We start from the raw sequence: 21,246 nt of genomic DNA on the forward strand, positions 1-21,246 counted from the left end.
ATAATTACTGATAGCTCAATGAAACCGTCACAACCGAATCAATGGTTCCCGGTGAGACCTGCCCTTGTTCACTGTAGAGCCGGGCGCGTAAATTCCAGGTGTAACGCTGTGCGACAATTTCACTGGTCAGAACCTGACCGTCGCCCAGCGGTCGACCGTCCGCCGCCTGCAACTGTATCGCGACAGGGGTAGCGGTTCCCAGATTGCGATACATATCATCGCGATGCATGTCATCAGCGTTGCCGTTAAACTGAATCATCACGCCGGTTGTGCCTTCCGGGCAATGTTCAATGCTGAAATCAAAACTGACCCACGGCGTCGTTGACCCTGCGGTATACATTGATGAAGCCGTTACCGGACTCCCCGCCGTTAAATCAACGGTTTTAGTGATGCTGTCGCTGCTCACCTGACACGGCGCGGCTTTCACATTCCCTTTGATATTTAATGCGATCGGATCGCCCTGACCCCATACCTGACCAGTAAGCAGCATCAGGGCCAGCAGCCAGCGTTTTCTTCCAGGCATACTTTTTCCTTGGGTTATTGGTAGGTAATATTCAACGTGGCGGTGGCATTCGCGCTGCCCGGCTTCACCTGGCTTTTCGTCTGGTAATAACGCGCCACCAGCGGAAATGTCTCCTGCCCGCCTGCGGATTTTTTCAATACGATGCGGTTATTCAGTTGCAGCGGCACATCGTTATAAACTATCTGGACTCCCACGCCGTCTGCCGTTTCGGAGCTACCCTGCCCGGTCAGCGCCAGAACGCTGGTGTCAGCCGGTGCGTCAGGGTTTTGCGTTCCCGCCAGTTCAACATTGATATTCGCCCCCGGATCGCAGTTCAGCCCCAGATTTTGCGTATCGCTGTGCGACAGCACGGCTCCGGGCTGGCCGGTGAACTCGGCGGCATTAATATCACCGAGCTGAAAATTAAGAATCTGGCTGGAAAACGAACATGCAAGCGCCGTCACCTGGGTATCGGCGCCCATTGAAATCTGCATAAAAGAATGATCCGGCGTACCAAACCATCCCTGTGCAACCACTCCCGGCGTCAAATATCCCGATTGGATCGTTGCTGTTTTAATCAGCATCACGTCATAGTTACCGAGGTTATAGATATAGCTGGCGCCATTTGACGGCAGCACAAAATCCCCTGCGGGAATGGATAGCCTGATTCCCACCCCTTTCAGATTGGTGTTGTAAACATGATTTATCGGCGAAGGCGTCGCTGACAGGTAATTGATCGCATAAGCGCCGTTGCAATAGACGGCACCGCCAGGCGCCGTGACCAACAATTTGGCATACCCGGAGACCCTGGCGCGGGCGATTTCTGCCCCTACCGGCGCATCTCGCTGCACGACAATATTCCCCATTGAGACGGTATTAAATAATGTCGTATTCACGGTACAGTCATCGGCAACGCTGAGCCCTGAAAAAAGCATCAGTAAACTGAATAAGAGATAAGTTCGTTTCATTGTCAGATTCTCACGAGAGGTCAGCCCACTTAGCGGCAAAGAGAGCCGGTCACGCTAACGCCGCTGTAGTTCTCTGCTGCGGTTAATGAATAATTTGCCGTGCAGCGCTGCTCGCCGTCACGTCCCCAGACCACATTCAGCGTCCCTTCCGGCGGCATGCCGCTTAAATAAACCTGCCCCTCGTCACCGACAATAAATTGTTGTTCTTGCGCGCCTTTTAACGTCACCATCGCCCCAAACGGCACCGTCGAACCGTGGGGCCTGGTCAACGTCAACAGCACGCGCAGCCCAACATTAGCGACATAGTCCGCCCTCACGACCGCGCCACGGGTCGGCACAACGGTTTTGTTGGTAAGCGCCAGTTCAACATCGTCCGCAACGGATGCCGTATCCAGGCCGATATCGTTTTTGCGATACGGTGAAACATTGGCGGAAACGGTGTAGCCACGAAAATCAGTTCGTACGCCGCTCTGATTTTTAATCCCGACCCCCGATGCGCCAGGCGCGCCAATCAGCACGTTGGTTTCCCCCAAAGGCTGAGAGAACGTTACGCCATCGGCATATGCCAGCACGCCCCCCGCGAGAGCGTAATTCACGCGCTGCGAGTGGCGATCGTAACGATACCCCCCGCTAACATCGGCGTAAGTACCCTTATAATCCGCGCTCAGACTACCGGTATACCCCACATCATCCGTGCCGTAACCTTGCTGAATATTCCAGTTCAGCGCGTTGCCAGCCAGCGCCGTTCCACTCAGCCCTGTGCTATGAGTCGCGCCCTTCCCGCTGCTGGCATTCATGCCATAACTGGCCCAGGTATTGCTCATAAAGCGATCCAGCGGAATGCTGATATTCAGCGCCAGCTGTTGGTCTTTATCATAACGATCGCCGCTGCCGTTTTTACTCAGCGTCCAGGCGACGCTATAGCTCACGCCGTTCCAGGCATTGTGATACCCCACGCTCCACGACTGCATCGGTTTTCCGGTATGCCAGTAGTCCTCCTGTACCGCGCTTAACGCCAACGATCCGCCACCCGCGCCCAGGGACTGGTTGACGTTGGCTTCCATACGGTTACGTCGTTTCGTTATCTGCCCGGAACTACCGCCATACGTATCGAAAGTGTCCTGCATACCGTAGTAACCGCGCGTTGAATATCGGTAACCCGCAATCGAAAAGTTTGTTCCTGTCGCGACGCTATTTTTGCTATAGCGCACACGCCAGGATTGCCCCTGAGTCTTGCTGCCATCAGCGGGTTGCGCCCATGACTGGATTACGTCGGCAGAAAGCGCGCCAATCGTTCCCAGATTTTTACCGACGCCGGACGCTATCGCCCGATAGTTACGGGAAGTCTGGACGCCGCCATAAAGCGTGAAACCGCCCGGCAAACCATAAATCGCGGTTCCCTGGCCGAAATCGGTTTGTTCCACACGACTGTCGCTGGAGCGATAGCGCCCGCCGGTTAACGCATATTTGAACCGGCCTTCACGCTGTAACACCGGTAATGATGCGAACGGGACGGTGAAGTGCTGCTCACTGCCATCCGCCTCTTTAACCGTAACCTCCAGATCGCCGGCGCCTCCCGTGGGGAACATGTCGGTAATGTCAAACGCGCCTGGGGCCACGTAACTTTGGTAGATTTGGTAGCCATTTTGCCGGATGACGATCTGCGCATTGGTGCGGGCAATACCGCGTACCACGGGCGCATATCCCTTCAGCGAATCGGGCAGCATGTCGTCATCTGACGCAAGCTGGCCGCCACGAAACGGTATGCTGTCAAAAACATCCGCAGGAGAGGCGCTGTCTCCCAGCACCAGTTGCGCTTTCAGAGGGACGATATTGCGCTGGACATAGGTATAAATCGAATCCCAGTCCTCATCGCCCTGACCGCTGCGCCGCCAGGTGGTGTAATTGCGCAAACGCCACGGGCCGATATTTATTCCGGGGCGCAAATTAGCGTACTGACTATTACTGTTATCACCGCTCAGACTGTAGTTAAGCATCGCGGCGGTAATGCCTTCATCCCAGAGTTCCGGCGCGACATCCCCCCGCGCTCTGGCAGATAACGCCGCCTGCGGAATACTTAACAACAGCTTTTGCGTCGAAAACTGGAACTCACTTGAAGCCTGTGGAATAGCGGACAAATCGGCGCAATCCCCTTTGCCCTGCACACCCGGATACTGCGCGATGTTAACGCCATAGCGTTGCAACATTTCCCCCGACAGGCAGGGCTCAAGCACATCCTCACCAGAAGGCGTTGGTGTTTTATTAAATGCGATATCCTGCGTGTCCAGAAACTGCCCGTTGAGGATAATATCGACATGGTAAGTGCCCTGTGCCTGCCCCCCCATTTCAAAACCAGAAAGATCGATATTCTCGCTACCGGATGATATATGCTCCAGTAGCGCCGGATTAAAGTAATCCCGACCCAGAACCTCATTCAGCACGCTGAATATTCCCAGGGAGATAAACAATACAAGCCTGGCCGGATACGGATTAATTATATATTTGGCTATCATCATTAACGTAATTCCGACCCGTCGCTACTTAAACAGAACCGCTGTACTCCTCGCTGATTCCACCGTAATCATTAATAATCCTGAATTTCACGCTTCCGCCATTTCCGCCCGAAGGCAGTGCAAAACGGGCGGTACTCCCCGGCGCCACAAATGTTACATTGTCAACTTTCTTACCGGATACGGTAATTTCATTGAAATTAACGTAATAAGGCGTGGGGTTATTTACCTGAATAAACGCCCCGCTCCGGCTCCAGCTTAACTTTCCGAGCTGCGCTTCAGGCGTTGACTTGCTCAGCAACGCAGGCCGATAAATCAGTTTTATTCGTGTTTTAACCGCAATCTGTAACGTATTATCCTTACGTTGGGCCGACGGTATCGATTTAATATTCAGCCAAAACAGGGACTCTTTATCCTCAGGCAGATTTCCCGCCCGAATAATACGCATTACGTTTTGCTGCCCGTTATCAAGCCGGTAAAGCGGCGGTGTAATAATAAAAGGGGCTTTGGCCTTACCGTCATTTTGCGTTTCGATCCACGACTGAATTAAATACGGAATATTATCGGGATTACTGACGCTTAATGACGCTTCTTTTTTACCGCCATCGTAAATAACCCGTGTTCCGCCAATGGAAACGCCAGCATTCACACTGGAAACGCCAGTAACAAACAGCGCCAACGCGGTGGCGCAAACACGTAATACTCTCATGGTAAACCTCTGAGAGGGCCGGTTATCGGCCCCCCAAACAACATATACTCGTCAGTTATAGTTAACGGTGAAGTTCGCTACGGCGTTCACGACGCCCGGCACAACAGGCACGCTGGTGGCGACATAGGCGGCGTAGAAATCCAGTTGGTTGTCAACCATATCTAACAGTGAATAGGAATAGCCATTGATCTGATTAAGGCCTAAAGGCGCTCTGTCTGCCGTCATCAGTCGAATGGCCACCCCGCTTGCCGAACCAGGATCGGCGGACAGCGCTAACAGATCGGTATTACCCGAATGATTAACGCCATCAAATTTCACCCGCGCAGACGTGACGGAAGAGGGGCAGTTAATCAGACGCAAGGTAAATTTAGTCGTTGACGCTTCATCCCCTGCGTTGGTAAACGCTGTTTTATAGACACTTCCCATATCAACGGTCATCGTATTATTGGCGCCAATATCTACGGTACAGGCGGTATCAAGAACCTGACCCACAAATTTGACCGTGCCGTCATACGCTATCGCATGTGATATTGACAAAATGGCCGCAGCGGAAAGCGCCATCGCTATCATATTTTTTTTCATCATCGCTATCCTTAACACCTGTTTATTTATCGCGTTACGACATAATGTCCATACATTTTCTGCTCTGGAAATGGGCTGCCGGGAAACGCTTATTTTGGGCTATCATCGTAAAGACAAGGAGATAAATAACATGCGATTTCCCCTTCAGCATTCCGGGCCGCATCACGTCAGCGGTTTGAATCCTGAATCAAGGCGCGATGTCAATTAAGTTCTCCTTAATTTAAATTTTCATATAAATGCACATATTTGCTCAAGTGATTTTTTGGTGTAATTTTACACCTTGTTCTGGATTCACTTATTTTTAGTCTGTCACCATAATTATTAGCTCAAGCAAGACGTTACGCTATTACAGAGACTATTATATGGGAGGACAGATCATGCCTGAAACCAAAATAGCTATTGAATCAAGTATGTATAAGGCTCTGCCTCTGAAGCCAATTGAACATGTAGAAAAACTGATTGCGCACCTGAAGCCACACGCAAACACACGAGAAACAAAATGCAGACAAATTATTAACAACGAAAATAATAGACCACATCAATGTTATTTATTGCTGAAGGGAACCATCGGGGTTTTCAGAGCACGGGACGGCTTCATGCTTAACTCAGAAGTCGCCCCCTTTATTTTTGGCCTCAGCAATCAACTGGTTGATGCTGAATATTTGCTGATGCGCAGTGAGGAGTGCTCTGAGATCGCCTTTATTCCGCTGGAGAAAGTTAACGACGTTATAGCAAATGAGAATCTTTGGGAAAGTCTGGCGAAGGTGCTTATCTACACCGCCGGTCGGGTGTACGACCACTGTACGCGCATTTCAGCGCCGACATCCTATGATATTATTCGCGCTCAGCTGTATGAATTAATGCGTGAGTCTAATGAATTCAGACAAAATATAACTGCCGCAAATTATATTCAGTCAAGAACATTCCTGTCGCGCAGCAGCGTGATGAAGATACTGGCCGATTTAAAAAAAGGCGGCTACATCGTGACCGATCGTGGTGTTCTGAAGCAAATTCAGCAGAATATTCCCCTGAAATACTAGCTATGCTCAACACGCATTAACGCAGAGCCACTAAAATAGAATGACAACGACAGTGACCGGATAACACCTACCATGCCCCTGGATTCTTCCTTTAATCAACTGAAGCAGCCTTCGCCCTACGCAATTGCGCTGCTCAACGCACTCACGTCAGAACAGGATTTCAAACGGTATCCTCGCGGAAGTCGCTTTGTCTTCGTTCAGGGGGGCGAGCACCAGTGCCTGTTTTTCCGCACGGGCGTTGTAAGCATTGAGAACATCGAAAATAGTCTGTTGCTGGGGATAGCTTCTGCCCCGGTATCCCTGGGGTTCACCAGCGCCCTGTCGGATAAACTGCTGATTCGCGCGCTCGAAGAGTGCGAAGCGGCGACAATTCCCCTCGATGACGTGATGGAAACCATTGAGCGCAAGCACCTGTGGGAGATCATGGCAAAGCATATGATCATCGTCACCAATAAATTGTTTATCCAGAATGAAATGGCGACAGCGCCGACTGCTTACGACCTGCTGTGCTACCAGTTGCAGGCGCTAAGCCAGGAGCCGGAAAGCATCCGCTCTCAGATGGCGGCCTACCAGTATATTCTTGAACGTACCCGCCTTTCGCGCAGCAGCGTGATGAAGATGCTGTCAGCGCTGAAAAAAGGCGGCTATATCGAACTGGAACAGGGCAAATTAATCGCAATTAATCACCTCCCTTCTCGTTTCTAACCCCCCGTTTTTTACGCTTAAAGCGGCGGCATTCGTTGGTCGGGATCGCAATTCTGACGATTACCTCGCCTTTACGTTCCATAATGAAACGTGATTAAGCATAAATGTTCCGTTGATGAAACATGTTATGGCCGAATTTTCTTTTCCGCTCACTGTTGCACAATAAGGTTATCGGCAGTGAGTGGTAGCCGTGTCATGGTACACAACCGATACCCCTACAGCAGAAGATGCGGAGCAAAATAATGAAAAAGCTGATTAACCGTGTAGAAGAGGTACTGAACGAACAACTCGCTGGTCTGGCAAAAGCGTACCCGACGCTGACGCTGCATCAGGACCCGGTCTACGTTACCCGGTCAGATGCGCCAGTGGCAGGAAAAGTGGCGCTGCTTTCCGGCGGCGGCAGCGGGCATGAGCCCATGCACTGCGGCTATATTGGGCCAGGCATGCTCTCCGGCGCCTGCCCGGGCGAAATTTTTACCTCACCGACGCCAGACAAAATGTTTGAGTGCGCCATGCACATTGACGGCGGCGAAGGCGTCTTACTGATCATTAAGAATTACACCGGCGACATCCTGAATTTTGAAACCGCCACGGAGCTGCTGCACGACAGCGGCGTAAAAGTCACCACCGTCGTGGTAGATGATGATGTAGCGGTCAAAGACAGCCTTTATACCGCCGGTCGTCGCGGCGTCGCCAATACGGTATTAATTGAAAAACTGGTAGGCGCGGCCGCAGAACGCGGTGACACGCTGGAAGCCTGCGCGGAGCTTGGCCGTAAGCTGAATAATCAGGGGCATTCAATCGGCATCGCGCTCAATGCCTGTACCGTGCCTGCGGCGGGCAAACCGTCCTTCACATTGCAGGATAACGAAATGGAGTTTGGCGTGGGAATTCACGGCGAACCCGGCATTGACCGTCGCCCCTTCTCTTCTCTCGATCAAACTGTCGATGAAATGTTTGACACGCTGCTGGAAAACGGCGCATACAGCCGCACGCTGCGTCACTGGGATCATCATCAGGGAAGCTGGCAGGAAGATAAGCAGAGCAAACAGCCGTTGCAGCGTGGCGATCGCGTCATTGCGCTGGTCAACAACCTCGGCGCTACGCCGCTGTCTGAACTGTTCGGCGTCTATAACCGGCTTGAAAGCCGCTGTCAGGAAACCGGCATTACCATTGAACGCAACCTGATCGGCTCTTACTGCACCTCCCTGGATATGACCGGCTTTTCCATCACCCTGTTAAAAGTGGACGATGAAACGCTCGCGCTCTGGGACGCGCCGGTTCACACGCCTGCGCTCAACTGGGGCAAATAAGGAGATTATGTATGTCACTCAACAGAACACACATTGTTAACTGGCTCTACCGCTGCGGTGAGATTTTCACCAAAGAGAGTGATTATCTGACGGGTCTGGACAGAGAGATTGGCGACGCCGACCACGGGCTGAATATGCATCGCGGCTTCAGTAAAGTCGTCGAAAAATTACCCGCGATTGCGGATAAAGACATCGGCTTCATCCTGAAGAACACAGGGATGGTGCTGCTCTCCAGCGTCGGCGGCGCCAGTGGCCCGCTGTTCGGCACGTTCTTCATTCGCGCCGCCCAGGTGACACAGGCGCACCAGAGCCTGACGCTCGACGAGCTGTACCAGATGATGCGGGAAGGCGCGGAAGGCGTGACCAGCCGAGGTAAAGCGGAGCCTGGCGATAAAACCATGTGTGACGTCTGGGGGCCAGTTGTGGAGTCGCTGCGCCAGTCATGCGAACAGCACCTGTCGGTACAGGCGGCGCTGGATGCCGCCAGCGCCCAGGCCGAAGCGGCGGCGCAGAGCACCATCACCATGCAGGCCCGCAAAGGGCGCGCCAGCTATCTTGGCGAGCGCAGCATCGGCCATCAGGACCCGGGCGCAACCTCCGTGATGTTCATGATGCAAATGCTGGCGGCAGCGGCAAAAGAGTAAGGATAACGCGATGGTAAACCTGGTCATTGTTTCGCACAGCGCCCTGCTGGGTGAAGGCGTCGGGCAGTTAGCCCGGCAGATGTTAATCGGCGATGGTTGTAAACTCGCGATTGCAGCCGGTATCGACGACCCACAAAATCCGATTGGCACCGATCCGCTCAAGGTGATGGAAGCCATCGAATCCGTGGCTGATGCGGACCATATCCTGGTCATGATGGATATGGGCAGCGCATTATTGAGCGCCGAAACCGCCCTGGATTTGCTCGACCCGGCGATTGCGGCGAAAGTCCGCTTATGCGCGGCGCCGCTGGTAGAAGGCACGCTGGCGGCGACGGTCAGCGCGGCAATGGGCGCCGGTATTGATAAAGTCATCAATGACGCCATGAGCGCGCTGGACGCCAAGCGTGAACAACTAGGTTTACCGTCACCCACTCAAACCGGGGGCGTCGCCACAAAACCAGCATTTCAGGATAACGACGCCCACTCCATTTCTGTTGTGGTGAAAAATCCAAACGGGCTGCATGTTCGTCCGGCATCGCGGCTGGTCTCCACGTTGTCGGGGTTTCGGGCCGACATGCTACTGGAGAAAAATGGCAAATGCGTGACGCCGGACAGCCTGAATCAGATAGCGTTATTACAGGTGCGCTGCAACGATACTCTGCGCCTGATCGCCAAAGGAGAACAGGCCGACGAGGCGCTGGCGGCATTCAAACAGCTGGCGGCGGAAAACTTTGGCGAGTCCGTGGAGGAGACGCCAGCCAGCAGCACGGCGCGTCAGCTCCCCGCGCAGGTCTCCGGCGTGGTGTTCTGCTATTCCCCCGCTGCACCGGACGTCGCGAATCCGACGACCGTCAATTTGCCGGAAGAGCAGCAGCGCCTGCAAACGGCGATTCGTCAGACGCTGGACGATCTCAACGCGCTGACCACGCTGGCGGAAGAGAAATACTCCGCCGATCTGGCGGCGATTTTTTCCGGGCATCACACGCTGCTGGATGACCCCGAGCTGTACGAGATGGCGTGTGAGGTGATGCGTGATAAACCGTGTCGGGCGGAAACGGCGTGGCGCAGCGTGCTGGACGATCTCCGCGATCAGTACCGACAGCTCGACGACGCCTATTTGCAGGCCCGCTATATCGATATCGACGATATTCTCCATCGGACGCTGAGGCACCTGAGCGGAATAAACGCGCGCTTGCCGGTATTCACGCGCCCGACTATCGTGGCGGCAGAAAATATCTTCCCGTCCACCGTGTTGCAGTTCGACCCACAGACGGTTAAAGGGATCTGCCTGAGCGCAGGCAGCAATGAATCACATTCGGCAATCATCGCCCGTGAAATGGGGATCGGCTGGCTTTGTCAGCAAGGGGAAGCGGTATATGCCCTGAGCACCGGCGAGTCGATTACGCTGGATCTCGCGGCACAGCGCATTCTCTTTTCTGACTGACCGCTCTCCCATCGCGCGTCCTCTTCTGAGGGCGCGCTGTCGCATCACCGCGCTCATCCCCACGCTTCAACCGGCGATAACGGGAAATGTTTACCAGTTCCCAAAATAGCGGTTCGATCACGCGCACATGACAATCCTGGACTAAGGTTTTGTCATGGTTCATGCCGCTGACTGCGGCACGCCGTTAAGGAGAATATTGATGATAACACCTGCGCTTCGCCATTCCGGCACGCTCTCTTTCGCCATAAAACTGACCGTTGCAGGCACCCTGCTGACATTTGCGTCGCTCTCGGCGCATGCTGAGGAACAGCCAGCCAGTCCTCCGCAGCCCCCGGATATTCTGCTGGGGCCGCTGTTTAATGACGTGCAGAGCGCCAAACTGTTCCCCGACCAGAAAACGTTCGCCGATGCCGTGCCTAACAGCGATCCGCTGATGATCCTCGCGGATTACCGGATGCAACGAAACCAGTCAGGCTTCGATTTGCGTCACTTTGTTGATGTGAACTTTACGCTGCCCAAAGAAGGGGAAAAATACGTTCCGCCGGAAGGACAGTCGCTGCGTGAACATATTGACGGCCTGTGGCCCGTGTTGACCCGCACAACGGAGAGCGCCGGAAAATGGGATTCGTTATTGCCGCTGCCGGAACCGTATGTGGTGCCTGGCGGACGTTTCCGGGAAGTCTATTATTGGGATAGCTATTTTACCATGCTGGGACTTGCCGAAAGCGATCACTGGGATAAGGTCGCCGATATGGTGGCGAATTTCGGCTATGAACTGGACTCCTGGGGGCATATCCCCAACGGCAACCGTACCTACTATCTGAGCCGCTCGCAGCCGCCTTTCTTCGCATTTATGGTGGAATTGCTGGCGCAGCATGAGGGCGACGACGCCCTGAAAAAATACCTGCCACAGCTGCAAAAAGAGTATGCCTACTGGATGGAGGGCGTGGAGAATCTCCAGCCCGGCGAGCAGAATAAGCGCGTGGTGAAACTGGATGACGGCACCGTCCTGAACCGCTACTGGGATGACCGGGACACGCCGCGACCGGAGTCGTGGATGGAAGATATCACCACCGCGAAGAGCAACCCGAACCGCCCGGCAACCGAGATTTATCGCGACCTGCGATCTGCCGCCGCATCGGGCTGGGATTTCAGCTCGCGCTGGATGGACGACCCGAATCAGCTGAGCACCATTCGCACCACCAGCATCGTCCCTGTCGATCTCAACGCCCTGCTGTATAAACTGGAGAAAATGCTGGCGCGCGCCAGCAAAGCGGCAGGCGATGACGCCAACGCGAACCAGTATGAAGCGCTCGCCAGCGCCCGTCAGAAAGGCATTGAAACGCACCTGTGGAACAATCAGGAAGGCTGGTATGCCGACTACGATCTGAAGAGCAAAAAGGTGCGTAACCAACTGACGGCGGCCACGCTGTTCCCGCTGTATGTCAACGCGGCGGCGAAAGATCGCGCCAGCAAAGTGGCTGCCGCGACCCAGGCGCACCTGTTGCAGCCTGGCGGACTTTCCACCACCTCGGTGAAAAGCGGGCAGCAATGGGACGCCCCCAATGGCTGGGCGCCGTTACAGTGGGTGGCGACCGAGGGGTTGCAGAATTACGGGCAGGACAACGTCGCGATGGATGTCACCTGGCGCTTCCTCACCAACGTTCAGCATACCTACGACCGCGAACAAAAGCTGGTTGAGAAATATGACGTCAGCAGTACGGGAACCGGCGGCGGCGGTGGAGAATACCCTCTTCAGGATGGTTTCGGCTGGACCAACGGCGTGACGTTAAAAATGCTCGACCTGATCTGTCCAAAAGAGAAACCGTGCGACAGCGTACCGGCCACTCGCCCCGCAGCGCCAGGCGCTTCCCAGCCTGCGCCGCAAAAACAGGTTGAAACCACGCCGTAATGTGACCCGACCATCATGCTGACAAAAATCCGCGCGCCGTCGCGGATTTTTCTTCCTGGCAATGCCGCGCGTTCATCTCTGCCCCTCATAGCTCTTAAGGGTTAGACCCCCTTTTCATCGGTGAGAATTTGATACTGAACAAGTTTTTTAACGTTATATATGTAAACATATAGCGATTTTTTAACCATTTCAGGATGAAAACAATGCCGCTCACAAGACGGAGATTCGCTCAGGCAATGGCCTCTGCGCTGCTGTTTCGCCACCTCCCTGGCATTGCGCAGACACCGCTGACGTTTGCTATTGGCCGCCCGCCGGAAGGCAATATTATTCGCCGCGTGGTGAGCGCCGGTGCGCCCGCCGATGTGTTACTGCTGGCCGTCGCGCCGGAAAAGCTGGTGGGTTTCTCCTCTTTTGATTTCTCGCGCCAGGCGGCGATTCCCTTCCCCGAGTCCATTCGGGCGTTGCCCAAACTGGGCAGGCTGGCGGGGCGCGCCAGCACGTTGTCTCTGGAAGGACTGCTGGCCCTGCATCCCGATCTGGTAGTGGATTGCGGCAACGCCGATGAAACCTGGCTTTCGCAGGCGCGCCAGGTCAGCGCTCAGACCCGGATTCCGTGGCTGCTGATTAACGGTGAACTGCGGCAAACGCCGGAACAACTGCAAGCCGCAGGACAAGCGCTGGGAATGGAGGCGCGTACTGCCGCTCAGGCGGCGCTGGCTCAGCGCTTCATTGCGCAAGCGCTCGCGTTTTCCCACACGCCTGCTGCCGGTATTCGTTTTTATGCGGCGCGGGGCGCCCGAGGTCTGGAGACAGGATTACAGGGATCGCTGCATACGGAAGCGGCAGAGTTGCTGGGATTACACAACGTAGCGCGAATCCCCGGACGAAGCGGACTGGCCCAGGTCTCTATGGAAAACTTACTCACCTGGCAGCCCGACATCATTCTGGTACAGGATGCCACCACGGCGCACTACCTGCGTCACGACCCCGTCTGGCAAGGCGTTAAGGCGGTTGCGGACAAGCGCATTCTTTTCCTGAGCGGTCTGCCGTTTGGCTGGCTGGATGCGCCGCCGGGCATTAACCGTTTACTCGGGCTGCGCCGGTTGCATGCCTGGCTGGACCCGAACGTTAATCAACATTTTAAAGACGATATGGTGCGTTATGCGCGCCTGTTCTGGCATACGTCGCTGACTGACGAACAGTATCAACAGTGGGCGATCATCTGATGAGAACGACCACCCTTTCTGTCCTGATGCTGGGGATTGCCCTTCTCTGTATTGCCTTTGCCAGCGTATCGGGCGCTTATCACCTCGATGCCCGGCAGGTGCTGGCGATGATCTTCAGCCATGACACGGTGCCGACACAGGATCAAATCGTGTTCTGGCAGATCCGCCTCCCCCGCATTCTCGCCGCGCTGCTGCTGGGCGCTGCGCTGGCGGGCGCGGGCACGACGTATCAGGGGATGTTTCGCAATCCGCTTGTCTCCCCGGATATTCTCGGCGTTGCCGCCGGAGCGGGTTTAGGCGCATGTACGGCGATTTTGCTGGGCCTGCCGATTTTGTTTATCCAGCTCTACGCGTTCGGCGGCGGTCTGCTGGTGGTTGCTGGCGTCTGGCTGATTACCCGTCGGGTGACACGTCACGACCCCGTATTAACCCTTGTGCTGGTAGGTATCGCGCTCGGCACGCTGTGCGGCGCGGGAATTTCCCTGATAAAAACGCTGGCCGATCCCTATACCCAGTTGCCTTCCATCACCTTCTGGTTACTCGGCGGACTCTCTACCATCACGCTGCATGATCTTTGTTTCTCGGCGCCGCTGATTCTGTTCGGCGCCATCCCTTTGCTGCTACTGCGCTGGCGTATGAATTTACTGACGCTTTCAGATGATGAAGCCCGTTCCCTGGGCATCAACGTTACCCGCCTTCGGCTCGCGCTGATTGTCTGCGCGACGCTCATCACCGCCAGCACGGTGGCGATTGCCGGGATTATCGGCTGGATAGGCTTAGTCGTGCCGCATATCGGCAGGTTGCTCACCGGCAATAACCACCAGCAGTTGCTTCCTGTCTCAATGGGCGCTGGCGCCATTTTACTGCTGCTGACCGACACGCTCGCGCGCGCAATCAGCAGTACGGAGATTCCGCTGGGGATCCTCACCGCATTTATCGGCGCCCCTTTCTTTTTGCTGCTTCTGCTGCGCGGAGGACGCCAATGACACGACTGACGGTTCACCACGCCAACCTGGGATACGCCCGACGCCCGGTTTTGCGCGACGTCTCTTTTACCGTACCGGCGGGAGAAATTTGCTGTTTACTCGGCGCAAACGGCAGCGGCAAGACCACGCTGATGCGCACCATTCTTGGCGTTCTCCCCTTGATCAGCGGCGACATCCTGCTTGATGGCGTGGCGGTGCAGCGTTTTTCTGACCGGGAGCGCGCCAGCGCCATTGCCTGGGTGCCACAGGCGCACGACGGCGCGTTCGCCTTCACCGCTCTGGATATGGTGATGATGGGGCTGACGCCGAAAATGGCGGCATTCGCCGTTCCCGGCGCCAGGGAGCGAGAGATTGCCCACCAGCAGCTCGCCGCGCTTGAAATCGTCCATCTGGCGCACCGACGCTGGAACACCCTGAGCGGCGGAGAGCGTCAACTGGTGCTGATCGCCCGCGCCCTGGCGCAACGCCCTCGCCTGCTACTGCTGGATGAACCCGCCTCCAGCCTCGACTTTGGTCACCAGATCCGCCTGCTCGACACACTGGTGACACTGAAAAAAACGGGGATGGCGCTACTGATGTCAACCCATCATCCGCTCCATGCCAGGGCGATAGCCGACAGCGTCGTGCGCGTGGAGTCCGACGGCCAGGTATCGCAAGGCGCGCCAGAGCGCCAGCTCGCTGCCGACAATCTGGCCGCGCTTTATCGGGTCTCGCCCACACAAATCCACCGCCATCTTTTTGGCGATCAGCAATAAGGGACAGCCATGCTCATTGATGACATTGATTTTGCAGACCTCTACCGCCAGCAGCTGTTGCAGGCGAAACGAACGGAAAAAACGCCCGACCATTGGGATAAACGGGCAGAGAAAATGGCAGAAAACTGCGCGTCGCCGACGGACACCTACCTGCAACAGCTGATGGAGAAAATGGATTTGCAGGGCGTGAACTCGCTGTTTGATATGGGCTGCGGCCCTGGCACCGTCTCGCTGGCGTTGGCGGGCAAAATACCGCATATCTGCGGCGTGGATTACAGCCCCGGAATGCTGCGCGTTGCCGCCCGTCGCGCGACAGAGCAACGGGCAACCCATGTTCACTGGGTGCAACGTGCCTGGGAAGAGGACTGGAGCGATCTCCCGCGCTGCGATATCGCCGTTGCCTCCCGCTCAACGCTCGTTGCGGATATGCGCCAGGCGATGACAAAACTCAACAACCAGGCGCGGCTGCGCGTCTATACCACGCACCTGGTCAGTTCCTCTTTTGTTTCCCCCACTATCCAGCGCGCGTTGGGTCGCGAGGTTATCGAGCTGCCTAACTATATTTATGCCCTCAATGTCCTGTACCAGATGGGGATCTGCGCCCATGTCGATTTTATCCGTGGGCAGAACTGCCAGCAGGACAACAGCACCTGGGAACGCTTTGCTGAAAACGTTCGCTGGAGCATGGGCGACATCAGCGATGAAGAGCGTGAACGTCTGTACCGCTGGTATCAACAGCAGGATGCCAGCGCCCTTGCCCCGGCCAGCCGGGACTGGGCGCTGATCTGGTGGGACAGCATTCCACAAAAGGCGCTGAAATGATCTACTTCTCACACGCACAGACGGACGCATTGCTGCTGGAGGATATTCAGGGAGGCGACCTGACCACGCGCGCTCTGGACATCGGCAATCTGCCAGGCCGCATGACCTTCCGCCATCGCCAGGGCGGCTGCGTGAGCGGCATTGCCGTGGCCAGACAAATGTTGCAGTCGCTGGGGCTGACCGTCCTGGAGCAGATGAACGACGGCGAGCGCGCCGCAGCCGGTCAACGATTGATCAGCGTCAGCGGGAATGCGGCGGCGCTGCACCAGGGCTGGAAGGCCGTACAAAACGTACTGGAGTGGAGCTGCGGCGTTTCACACTATCTCGACAGCATGCTTCACATCCTGCATAGCCGTTACCCCGACGGGCAAATAGCCTGCACGCGTAAAGCCATTCCCGGCACCCGGCTGCTAGCCGCACAGGCGGTGCTCGCCGCAGGTGGAATCATTCACCGCGCCGGGTGCGCGGAGACCGTGCTGCTGTTTGCAAATCACCGACGCTTTCTCGCCCCCGGTAACGACTGGGCCGGGGCCATTTCGCAGTTGCGCCGTCATGCCCCGGAAAAAAAGATCGTCGTCGAAGCAGACACCCCAGAGGAAGCCCTTGAAGCGCTCCGCGCAGGCCCCGACGTTTTGCAACTCGACAAATTTACCCCACATCAGGCGGCGGAGGTGGCCCGGGCGGCGCCTTCACTGGCCCCCCATTGCACGCTGGCGCTGACTGGCGGCATCAACCTCGCCACTCTGGCGAGTTATCTCGACTGTGGTATCAGGCTCTTTATTACATCCGCACCGTACTACGCACCACCGATGGATATCAACGTCATCCTGAACCCGGACGAAAGTGACATATAACATTGATAAATGGAATAAAAACAATGAAATTCACTCAGAGTTGTCTTTACACGGCATTATCGGTAGCTTTTGCGCATAATGCGTTTGCTGGGCAAGAAAGCGACACCATGACCGTCTGGTCGAGCCCCGCCTCTGCGGCGACCACCACGGTGCTTGGTCAACAAACCATGCAGGATCTGGATAAGCAGAATGTGGCGCAGGCATTAAGCGTCATCCCCGGCGTGGCGTTGCAAAAATCAGGCAACCGCAACGAACAGCAGGTCAAAGTTCGCGGTTTTGACAGCCGCCAGGTTCCGATCTTTTTCGACGGCGTGCCGGTTTACATCCCTTACGACGGCAACCTCGACTTAGGGCGCTTCCTCACCTCGGACATTGCCTCCGTTGAGGTGTCCAAAGGCTACTCATCGCTGTTGCAAGGCCCTAATCAGATGGGTGGCGCGATCAACATCACCACCAAAAAACCGACAAAACCTCTCGAAGGGAGCATCGGTTATCGCCAGGGATGGAGCCGGAGCAAAGATAACGCCCACGATATGCACGCCTCGTTTGGCGCCAGTAATGAGCTGGGTTATCTGCAAGTCAGTGGTAGTCAGTTGAAGCAGGATTTCCTGGGTCTGCCGCACGGGGTGGACAACGCCATTGCAGGCAGCAACGGGAAAATGATCAACTCGTCGGCAGATGATAAACGGGGCATTGTTAAGCTGGGCTTCACGCCGCGCGAAAATGACGAGTACACCCTGACCTATATCAACCAGGACGGTGAAAAGGACAACCCGCCATACGCAGGCACCAGCAGCCAGAAGTCGCGCTACTGGCAGTGGCCGCAATACGATAAAGAGAGTTATTACTATCAGGGCACCACGCATCTGGGCGATCGCTTCACGCTGAAAAGCCGGCTTTATCGCGACACCTTTGAAAACACGCTGATGATGTACAACTCCCTTGCCGACCTGAAAAACAAGAAAGGCAGCTATAGCCACTATTCTGATTACAGCGATGGCGCAGGGTTACAACTCGCCGCCGAAATGCGTGAAAACGATCTGCTCTCGTTCGCCGTTAACTGGAAAGATGACGTCCACCGTGAAAAAGGCGCGCCGCATGCGGCATACGATCGCTATGAAGACCGCACCTGGTCGTTAGCCAGCGAATACCAGTGGGCCGCCGCCGATAATGTGGATGTCGTGGCCGGTATTAGCTATGACTGGCGTGACAGTCTGGAAGGGATGAAGCACGAAAAAGACGGCAGCGTAACCCACTACGACGACAACAACCAGTCGGCGTTTAACTGGCAGGTCATGACCAAATACCACTTCGCAAACGAGGACACGCTGGCGCTCTCTTACTCTGACCGGACGCGTTTCCCGACGCTCAAAGAGCGGTATACCACGTCGAAACCGGCGTATAACCAGGTGGCCATCGTCAACCCGCAGTTAAAACCCGAACGCGCCCGCAGCGTGGATCTGACCTGGAACGGTTCGCTGACCCGCGACTGGGGATTCGAGGTCAGCGTGTACTATAACCGCGTAACCGACGCAATCCTGTCGCACAACATTGATGCCGATACGATCCAGAACCGCAATAGCGGCCGGGTGGATTACACCGGTCTGGATGCCGGAATCAAAGGCAATGTGTCTGAAATGCTGGATGTCGGGCTGAGCTACGGGCTGATCCACGCGGACGTCAAGCGTGATGAAATCGGTGAAATCACCGATTTGCCAACGCAGACGCTCACCGCATGGATGACGCTCAAACCGTGGGAACCGCTGAGTGTTACGCTGTCAGAAGAAGCGCGTTCCTCCAGCTACAGCAATTCAGACGGTTCACAGAAAGCGGGCGGATTTGCCATTACCCATATCCGCGCGGATTATGCGGTGGGCTACGGTTTTAGCGTCAACGCGTCCGTGAACAACCTGTTCGATACGAAGTATGCCTACAGCGAAGGGTTTATCGAGGAAGGCCGTAATTTCTGGGCCGGGGTGGAATATAAGTTCTGATTGTTCCACCGAATGAAAACGAACCCGGCCTGCGCAATTGCAGGCCGGGTTACTATCAGAAGCTGTAGCTGGCGCCAACCTGAACGGTGCGGTCGCGACCAATCCAGCAGTTGTTGTCGTCGTAACAGCTAAACGTCTCTTTGTTGGTAATATTCTGCGCGCTGGCCTTCAGCGTCACCCCGCTCAACGATGGGATCGCCTCTCCCAGACGGTAAGAGACGGCCATATCATACTGCGTCGTGCCGCCGAGTTTGCCTTTGTCGTTAGCTGGCGAGATCTCCATCGGCCCGGTATAACGGACGCCCGCGCCAACGTTCAGCCCGCGCAGCGGCGTATTATCAAAGGTGTAATCGCCCCACAGGTTAAACGCGTTTTCCGGCACCTGAGTCGGACGTTTGCCTTCATACGTTTCATCTTCCGTGTTGATCGCATGGGTATAGGCATAGTTGGCGATCAGCGTGACGTTATCCGCCGGACGGCTGACAATCGACAGTTCGGCCCCTTTTGACTCAATCTCGCCGGTCTGACGGTAATCCCAGGTCGGCGTGGCGGAAAGCACATTTTTCTGGCGGATATTAAACACCGATGCGGTAAAGGTGGTCGCGTATTCCGCCAGCAGGTATTTCACCCCGCCCTCAACCTGCTTGCTGGTGGTCGGCTTCACCTCTTTCGAGGTCAGAGTCCCTTGCGGCGAGATCGGCTTAAAGCCTTCGGAATAGCTGATAAATGGAGAGATCCCATTTTCAAACGCATATAACGCACCGAAACGTTTGGTGACGCGATCCTGTGAAATCCAGGTTTTATCGCCGTTTTGCAGATAGTCGGTCGTGGCGGAACGATAGTCATCGTAACGCACGCTCGCCAGCAGGTTCAGGCCGCCAAACGCAATCTGATCCTGAAGATAATAACCATTCTGCTGATAAGAGAGACGGTTATTCTGCGCAGTACTCAGCCCTAAATCGTCGGTATGAATCTGACGATAGTTCGGGTGGCGCATGTCGATCCCCGGCGTGCTGCTGGCATAGCGGTAGAAGTAATGGCTGTCGAGCTTCTGGTAATCGAAGCCTGCCAGCAGATGGTGCTGCCAGTCGCCTGACACTACCGTTTTCGTAACCTGGTTGTCGATGTTAAAACTTTTCAGGTCTTCATCGGTCGTGTAGGCAAACCGGTTCAACTCCCAGACCGGATTCCCCGTATTTCCGGTGGAGTAGACGCTGCGCTGGTGGGTATCCACATCAAAGTAGCGCGCTTTCTGATTGAAGCCCCAGCCGCTGTCAAACTGGTGTTCAAAGCTGTAACCCAGCATCCATTGACGCTGCTTAAAGCCGCTCCACTCATCTCCGGCAAAATCACGGCGCCCCGCATACTCTGAACGCAGATAAGAAATGGGCAGCGGGTTGGAAGGCGACAGCGACGGTGTATTCTGCGCCAGCGCATCAATCGTCAGACGCGTTTTGTTGTCCGGTTGCCAGGTAACGGACGGGGCAACCAGATAGTTTTCATAGCGGGAGGTATGCGGTTGATCATCCCCTTCCGTCGCCTTGCCGAGTAAACGGTAGTTCCAGTCGCTGTCGCTGATTTGCCCGGTTGAATCCAGATACCCCTCTTTCAGATTACGGGTGCCGGTGTTGAAGCCCACTTCCGTTTTCTGTTCCGCCTGCGGTTTTTTACTCTGGATGTTTACCAGTCCACCCGGCGAGCCATTGCCGTACAGCACCGAGGCCGGGCCTTTCAGAATATCCACGCTTTCAATCAGCAGCGGATCAATACGCGCTTTGGTATTCCCGGTCACGTTGTACGGCAGTTGCAGGCCGTTGTAATACTCCTGATCCACCGTAAAACCGCGAATCTTATATTCGCTCATATAGGAGGTATTACCGCGAACTTCCGTTGACACGCCCGGCGCGTAGCGCAGAATTTCATTCACCGAGTTGGCGTGGCGTTGCTCAATCTCCTGCCTGTCGATGGTGTTGATCACCTGCGGCGTTTTGCTTTCCGGCACGGCGGATTTGGTGGCGCTGTTGGTCCAGGCCGGAAGAAGGCTCTCCTGCCCGGCGGCAGTGACCACAATGGTCGACTCTTTTGCCTCTTCAGCATAAGACGGGACAGTCAGGGCTAAGGTGATACATCCAGAGAGCGCGCGTAATGTGAAACGATGAGTTGTTTTCATGAGCAAATTATTATATGTGAAATGGAATGACAATTATTCTCATTTTTATTCACAAATCAAGCCAGCTTTCGCCGTTAATCCGGCCAGGCGTTGCTCAGGAATACAGATTG

At 55.3% G+C, this 21,246-nt stretch carries 18 protein-coding genes; 12 read left to right on the top strand and 6 right to left on the bottom strand.

The genetic code is table 11. The features are described 5' to 3' along the window. Positions 1-4: 4 nt before the first annotated feature. From OGX75_RS05775 to OGX75_RS05795, 5 genes are read right to left on the bottom strand one after another with little or no spacing between them, the layout of a single operon-like run. Positions 5-523: a fimbrial protein gene (locus tag OGX75_RS05775; RefSeq protein ID WP_049008900.1), complete on the bottom strand. Its 519-nt coding sequence runs from the start codon at positions 521-523 to the stop codon at positions 5-7. Positions 524-537: 14 nt separating this feature from the next. Beyond that, positions 538-1,470, bottom strand: coding sequence for a fimbrial protein (locus OGX75_RS05780; RefSeq protein ID WP_200090687.1), 933 nt, complete (start codon positions 1,468-1,470; stop codon positions 538-540). A 29-nt stretch (positions 1,471-1,499) separates the two neighbouring features. After that, a complete protein-coding gene (locus tag OGX75_RS05785) occupies positions 1,500-3,986 on the bottom strand; it encodes a fimbria/pilus outer membrane usher protein (RefSeq protein ID WP_286451266.1) in 2,487 nt (828 codons plus the stop codon). A gap of 25 nt (positions 3,987-4,011) precedes the next feature. Further along, positions 4,012-4,689, bottom strand: coding sequence for a fimbrial biogenesis chaperone (locus OGX75_RS05790; protein ID WP_047463318.1), 678 nt, complete (start codon positions 4,687-4,689; stop codon positions 4,012-4,014). A 51-nt stretch (positions 4,690-4,740) separates the two neighbouring features. Then, positions 4,741-5,271 carry a fimbrial protein gene (locus OGX75_RS05795; RefSeq protein WP_024130278.1) on the bottom strand — a complete coding sequence of 177 codons (531 nt, stop codon included), beginning with the start codon at positions 5,269-5,271 and terminating at the stop codon, positions 4,741-4,743. A gap of 377 nt (positions 5,272-5,648) precedes the next feature. On the opposite strand from OGX75_RS05795, the gene OGX75_RS05800 reads away from it, so the two are divergent. The 12 genes from OGX75_RS05800 to OGX75_RS05855 all read left to right on the top strand — a co-directional run bounded on the left by OGX75_RS05800 (position 5,649) and on the right by OGX75_RS05855 (position 18,966). Beyond that, positions 5,649-6,311, top strand: a complete 663-nt coding sequence (locus tag OGX75_RS05800) for a winged helix-turn-helix transcriptional regulator (RefSeq protein ID WP_024130277.1) — start codon at positions 5,649-5,651, stop codon at positions 6,309-6,311. 72 nt (positions 6,312-6,383) lie between these two features. Further along, the gene (locus OGX75_RS05805) at positions 6,384-7,016 is read left to right on the top strand and encodes a winged helix-turn-helix transcriptional regulator (RefSeq protein WP_012132105.1); all 633 of its coding nucleotides are present in this window, start codon (positions 6,384-6,386) and stop codon (positions 7,014-7,016) included. 242 nt (positions 7,017-7,258) lie between these two features. Next, complete coding sequence (gene dhaK / locus OGX75_RS05810) at positions 7,259-8,329, top strand: dihydroxyacetone kinase subunit DhaK (RefSeq protein ID WP_047463312.1); 1,071 nt, start codon at positions 7,259-7,261, stop codon at positions 8,327-8,329. Positions 8,330-8,340: 11 nt separating this feature from the next. Beyond that, positions 8,341-8,973, top strand: a complete 633-nt coding sequence (gene dhaL / locus OGX75_RS05815) for a dihydroxyacetone kinase subunit DhaL (protein WP_012132103.1) — start codon at positions 8,341-8,343, stop codon at positions 8,971-8,973. 10 nt (positions 8,974-8,983) lie between these two features. Then, a complete protein-coding gene (gene dhaM / locus OGX75_RS05820; protein WP_286451265.1) occupies positions 8,984-10,417 on the top strand; it encodes a dihydroxyacetone kinase phosphoryl donor subunit DhaM in 1,434 nt (477 codons plus the stop codon). Positions 10,418-10,616: 199 nt separating this feature from the next. Beyond that, entirely contained in the window at positions 10,617-12,329 is a 1,713-nt protein-coding gene (locus tag OGX75_RS05825; protein ID WP_115609235.1) for an alpha,alpha-trehalase, read from the top strand. 203 nt (positions 12,330-12,532) lie between these two features. Then, on the top strand, positions 12,533-13,555 hold the full coding sequence (locus OGX75_RS05830; RefSeq protein WP_286451264.1) for an ABC transporter substrate-binding protein: 1,023 nt from the start codon (positions 12,533-12,535) through the stop codon (positions 13,553-13,555). A gap of 26 nt (positions 13,556-13,581) precedes the next feature. Continuing rightward, complete coding sequence (locus tag OGX75_RS05835; protein ID WP_370906253.1) at positions 13,582-14,541, top strand: FecCD family ABC transporter permease; 960 nt, start codon at positions 13,582-13,584, stop codon at positions 14,539-14,541. Continuing rightward, a complete protein-coding gene (locus tag OGX75_RS05840; RefSeq protein ID WP_012132098.1) occupies positions 14,538-15,296 on the top strand; it encodes an ABC transporter ATP-binding protein in 759 nt (252 codons plus the stop codon). Before OGX75_RS05835 ends, OGX75_RS05840 begins: the two co-directional genes overlap by 4 nt. Before the next feature lie 9 nt (positions 15,297-15,305). Beyond that, positions 15,306-16,118, top strand: a complete 813-nt coding sequence (locus tag OGX75_RS05845) for a class I SAM-dependent methyltransferase (RefSeq protein WP_012132097.1) — start codon at positions 15,306-15,308, stop codon at positions 16,116-16,118. Next, positions 16,115-16,972 (top strand): ModD protein, encoded by an 858-nt coding sequence (modD, locus tag OGX75_RS05850; protein WP_286451263.1) that lies wholly within the window; start codon positions 16,115-16,117, stop codon positions 16,970-16,972. Before OGX75_RS05845 ends, modD begins: the two co-directional genes overlap by 4 nt. Before the next feature lie 23 nt (positions 16,973-16,995). Beyond that, positions 16,996-18,966, top strand: a complete 1,971-nt coding sequence (locus OGX75_RS05855; protein WP_012132095.1) for a TonB-dependent receptor plug domain-containing protein — start codon at positions 16,996-16,998, stop codon at positions 18,964-18,966. 55 nt (positions 18,967-19,021) lie between these two features. Here OGX75_RS05855 and OGX75_RS05860 read toward each other — a convergent pair whose 3' ends face one another. Continuing rightward, the gene (locus OGX75_RS05860; RefSeq protein ID WP_012132094.1) at positions 19,022-21,136 is read right to left on the bottom strand and encodes a TonB-dependent siderophore receptor; all 2,115 of its coding nucleotides are present in this window, start codon (positions 21,134-21,136) and stop codon (positions 19,022-19,024) included. Between the last annotated feature and the right edge of the window lie 110 nt (positions 21,137-21,246).

Origin of the sequence: Citrobacter sp. CK199, from assembly GCF_030333285.1 — a bacterium.
GTDB lineage: Bacteria > Pseudomonadota > Gammaproteobacteria > Enterobacterales > Enterobacteriaceae > Citrobacter_B > Citrobacter_B koseri.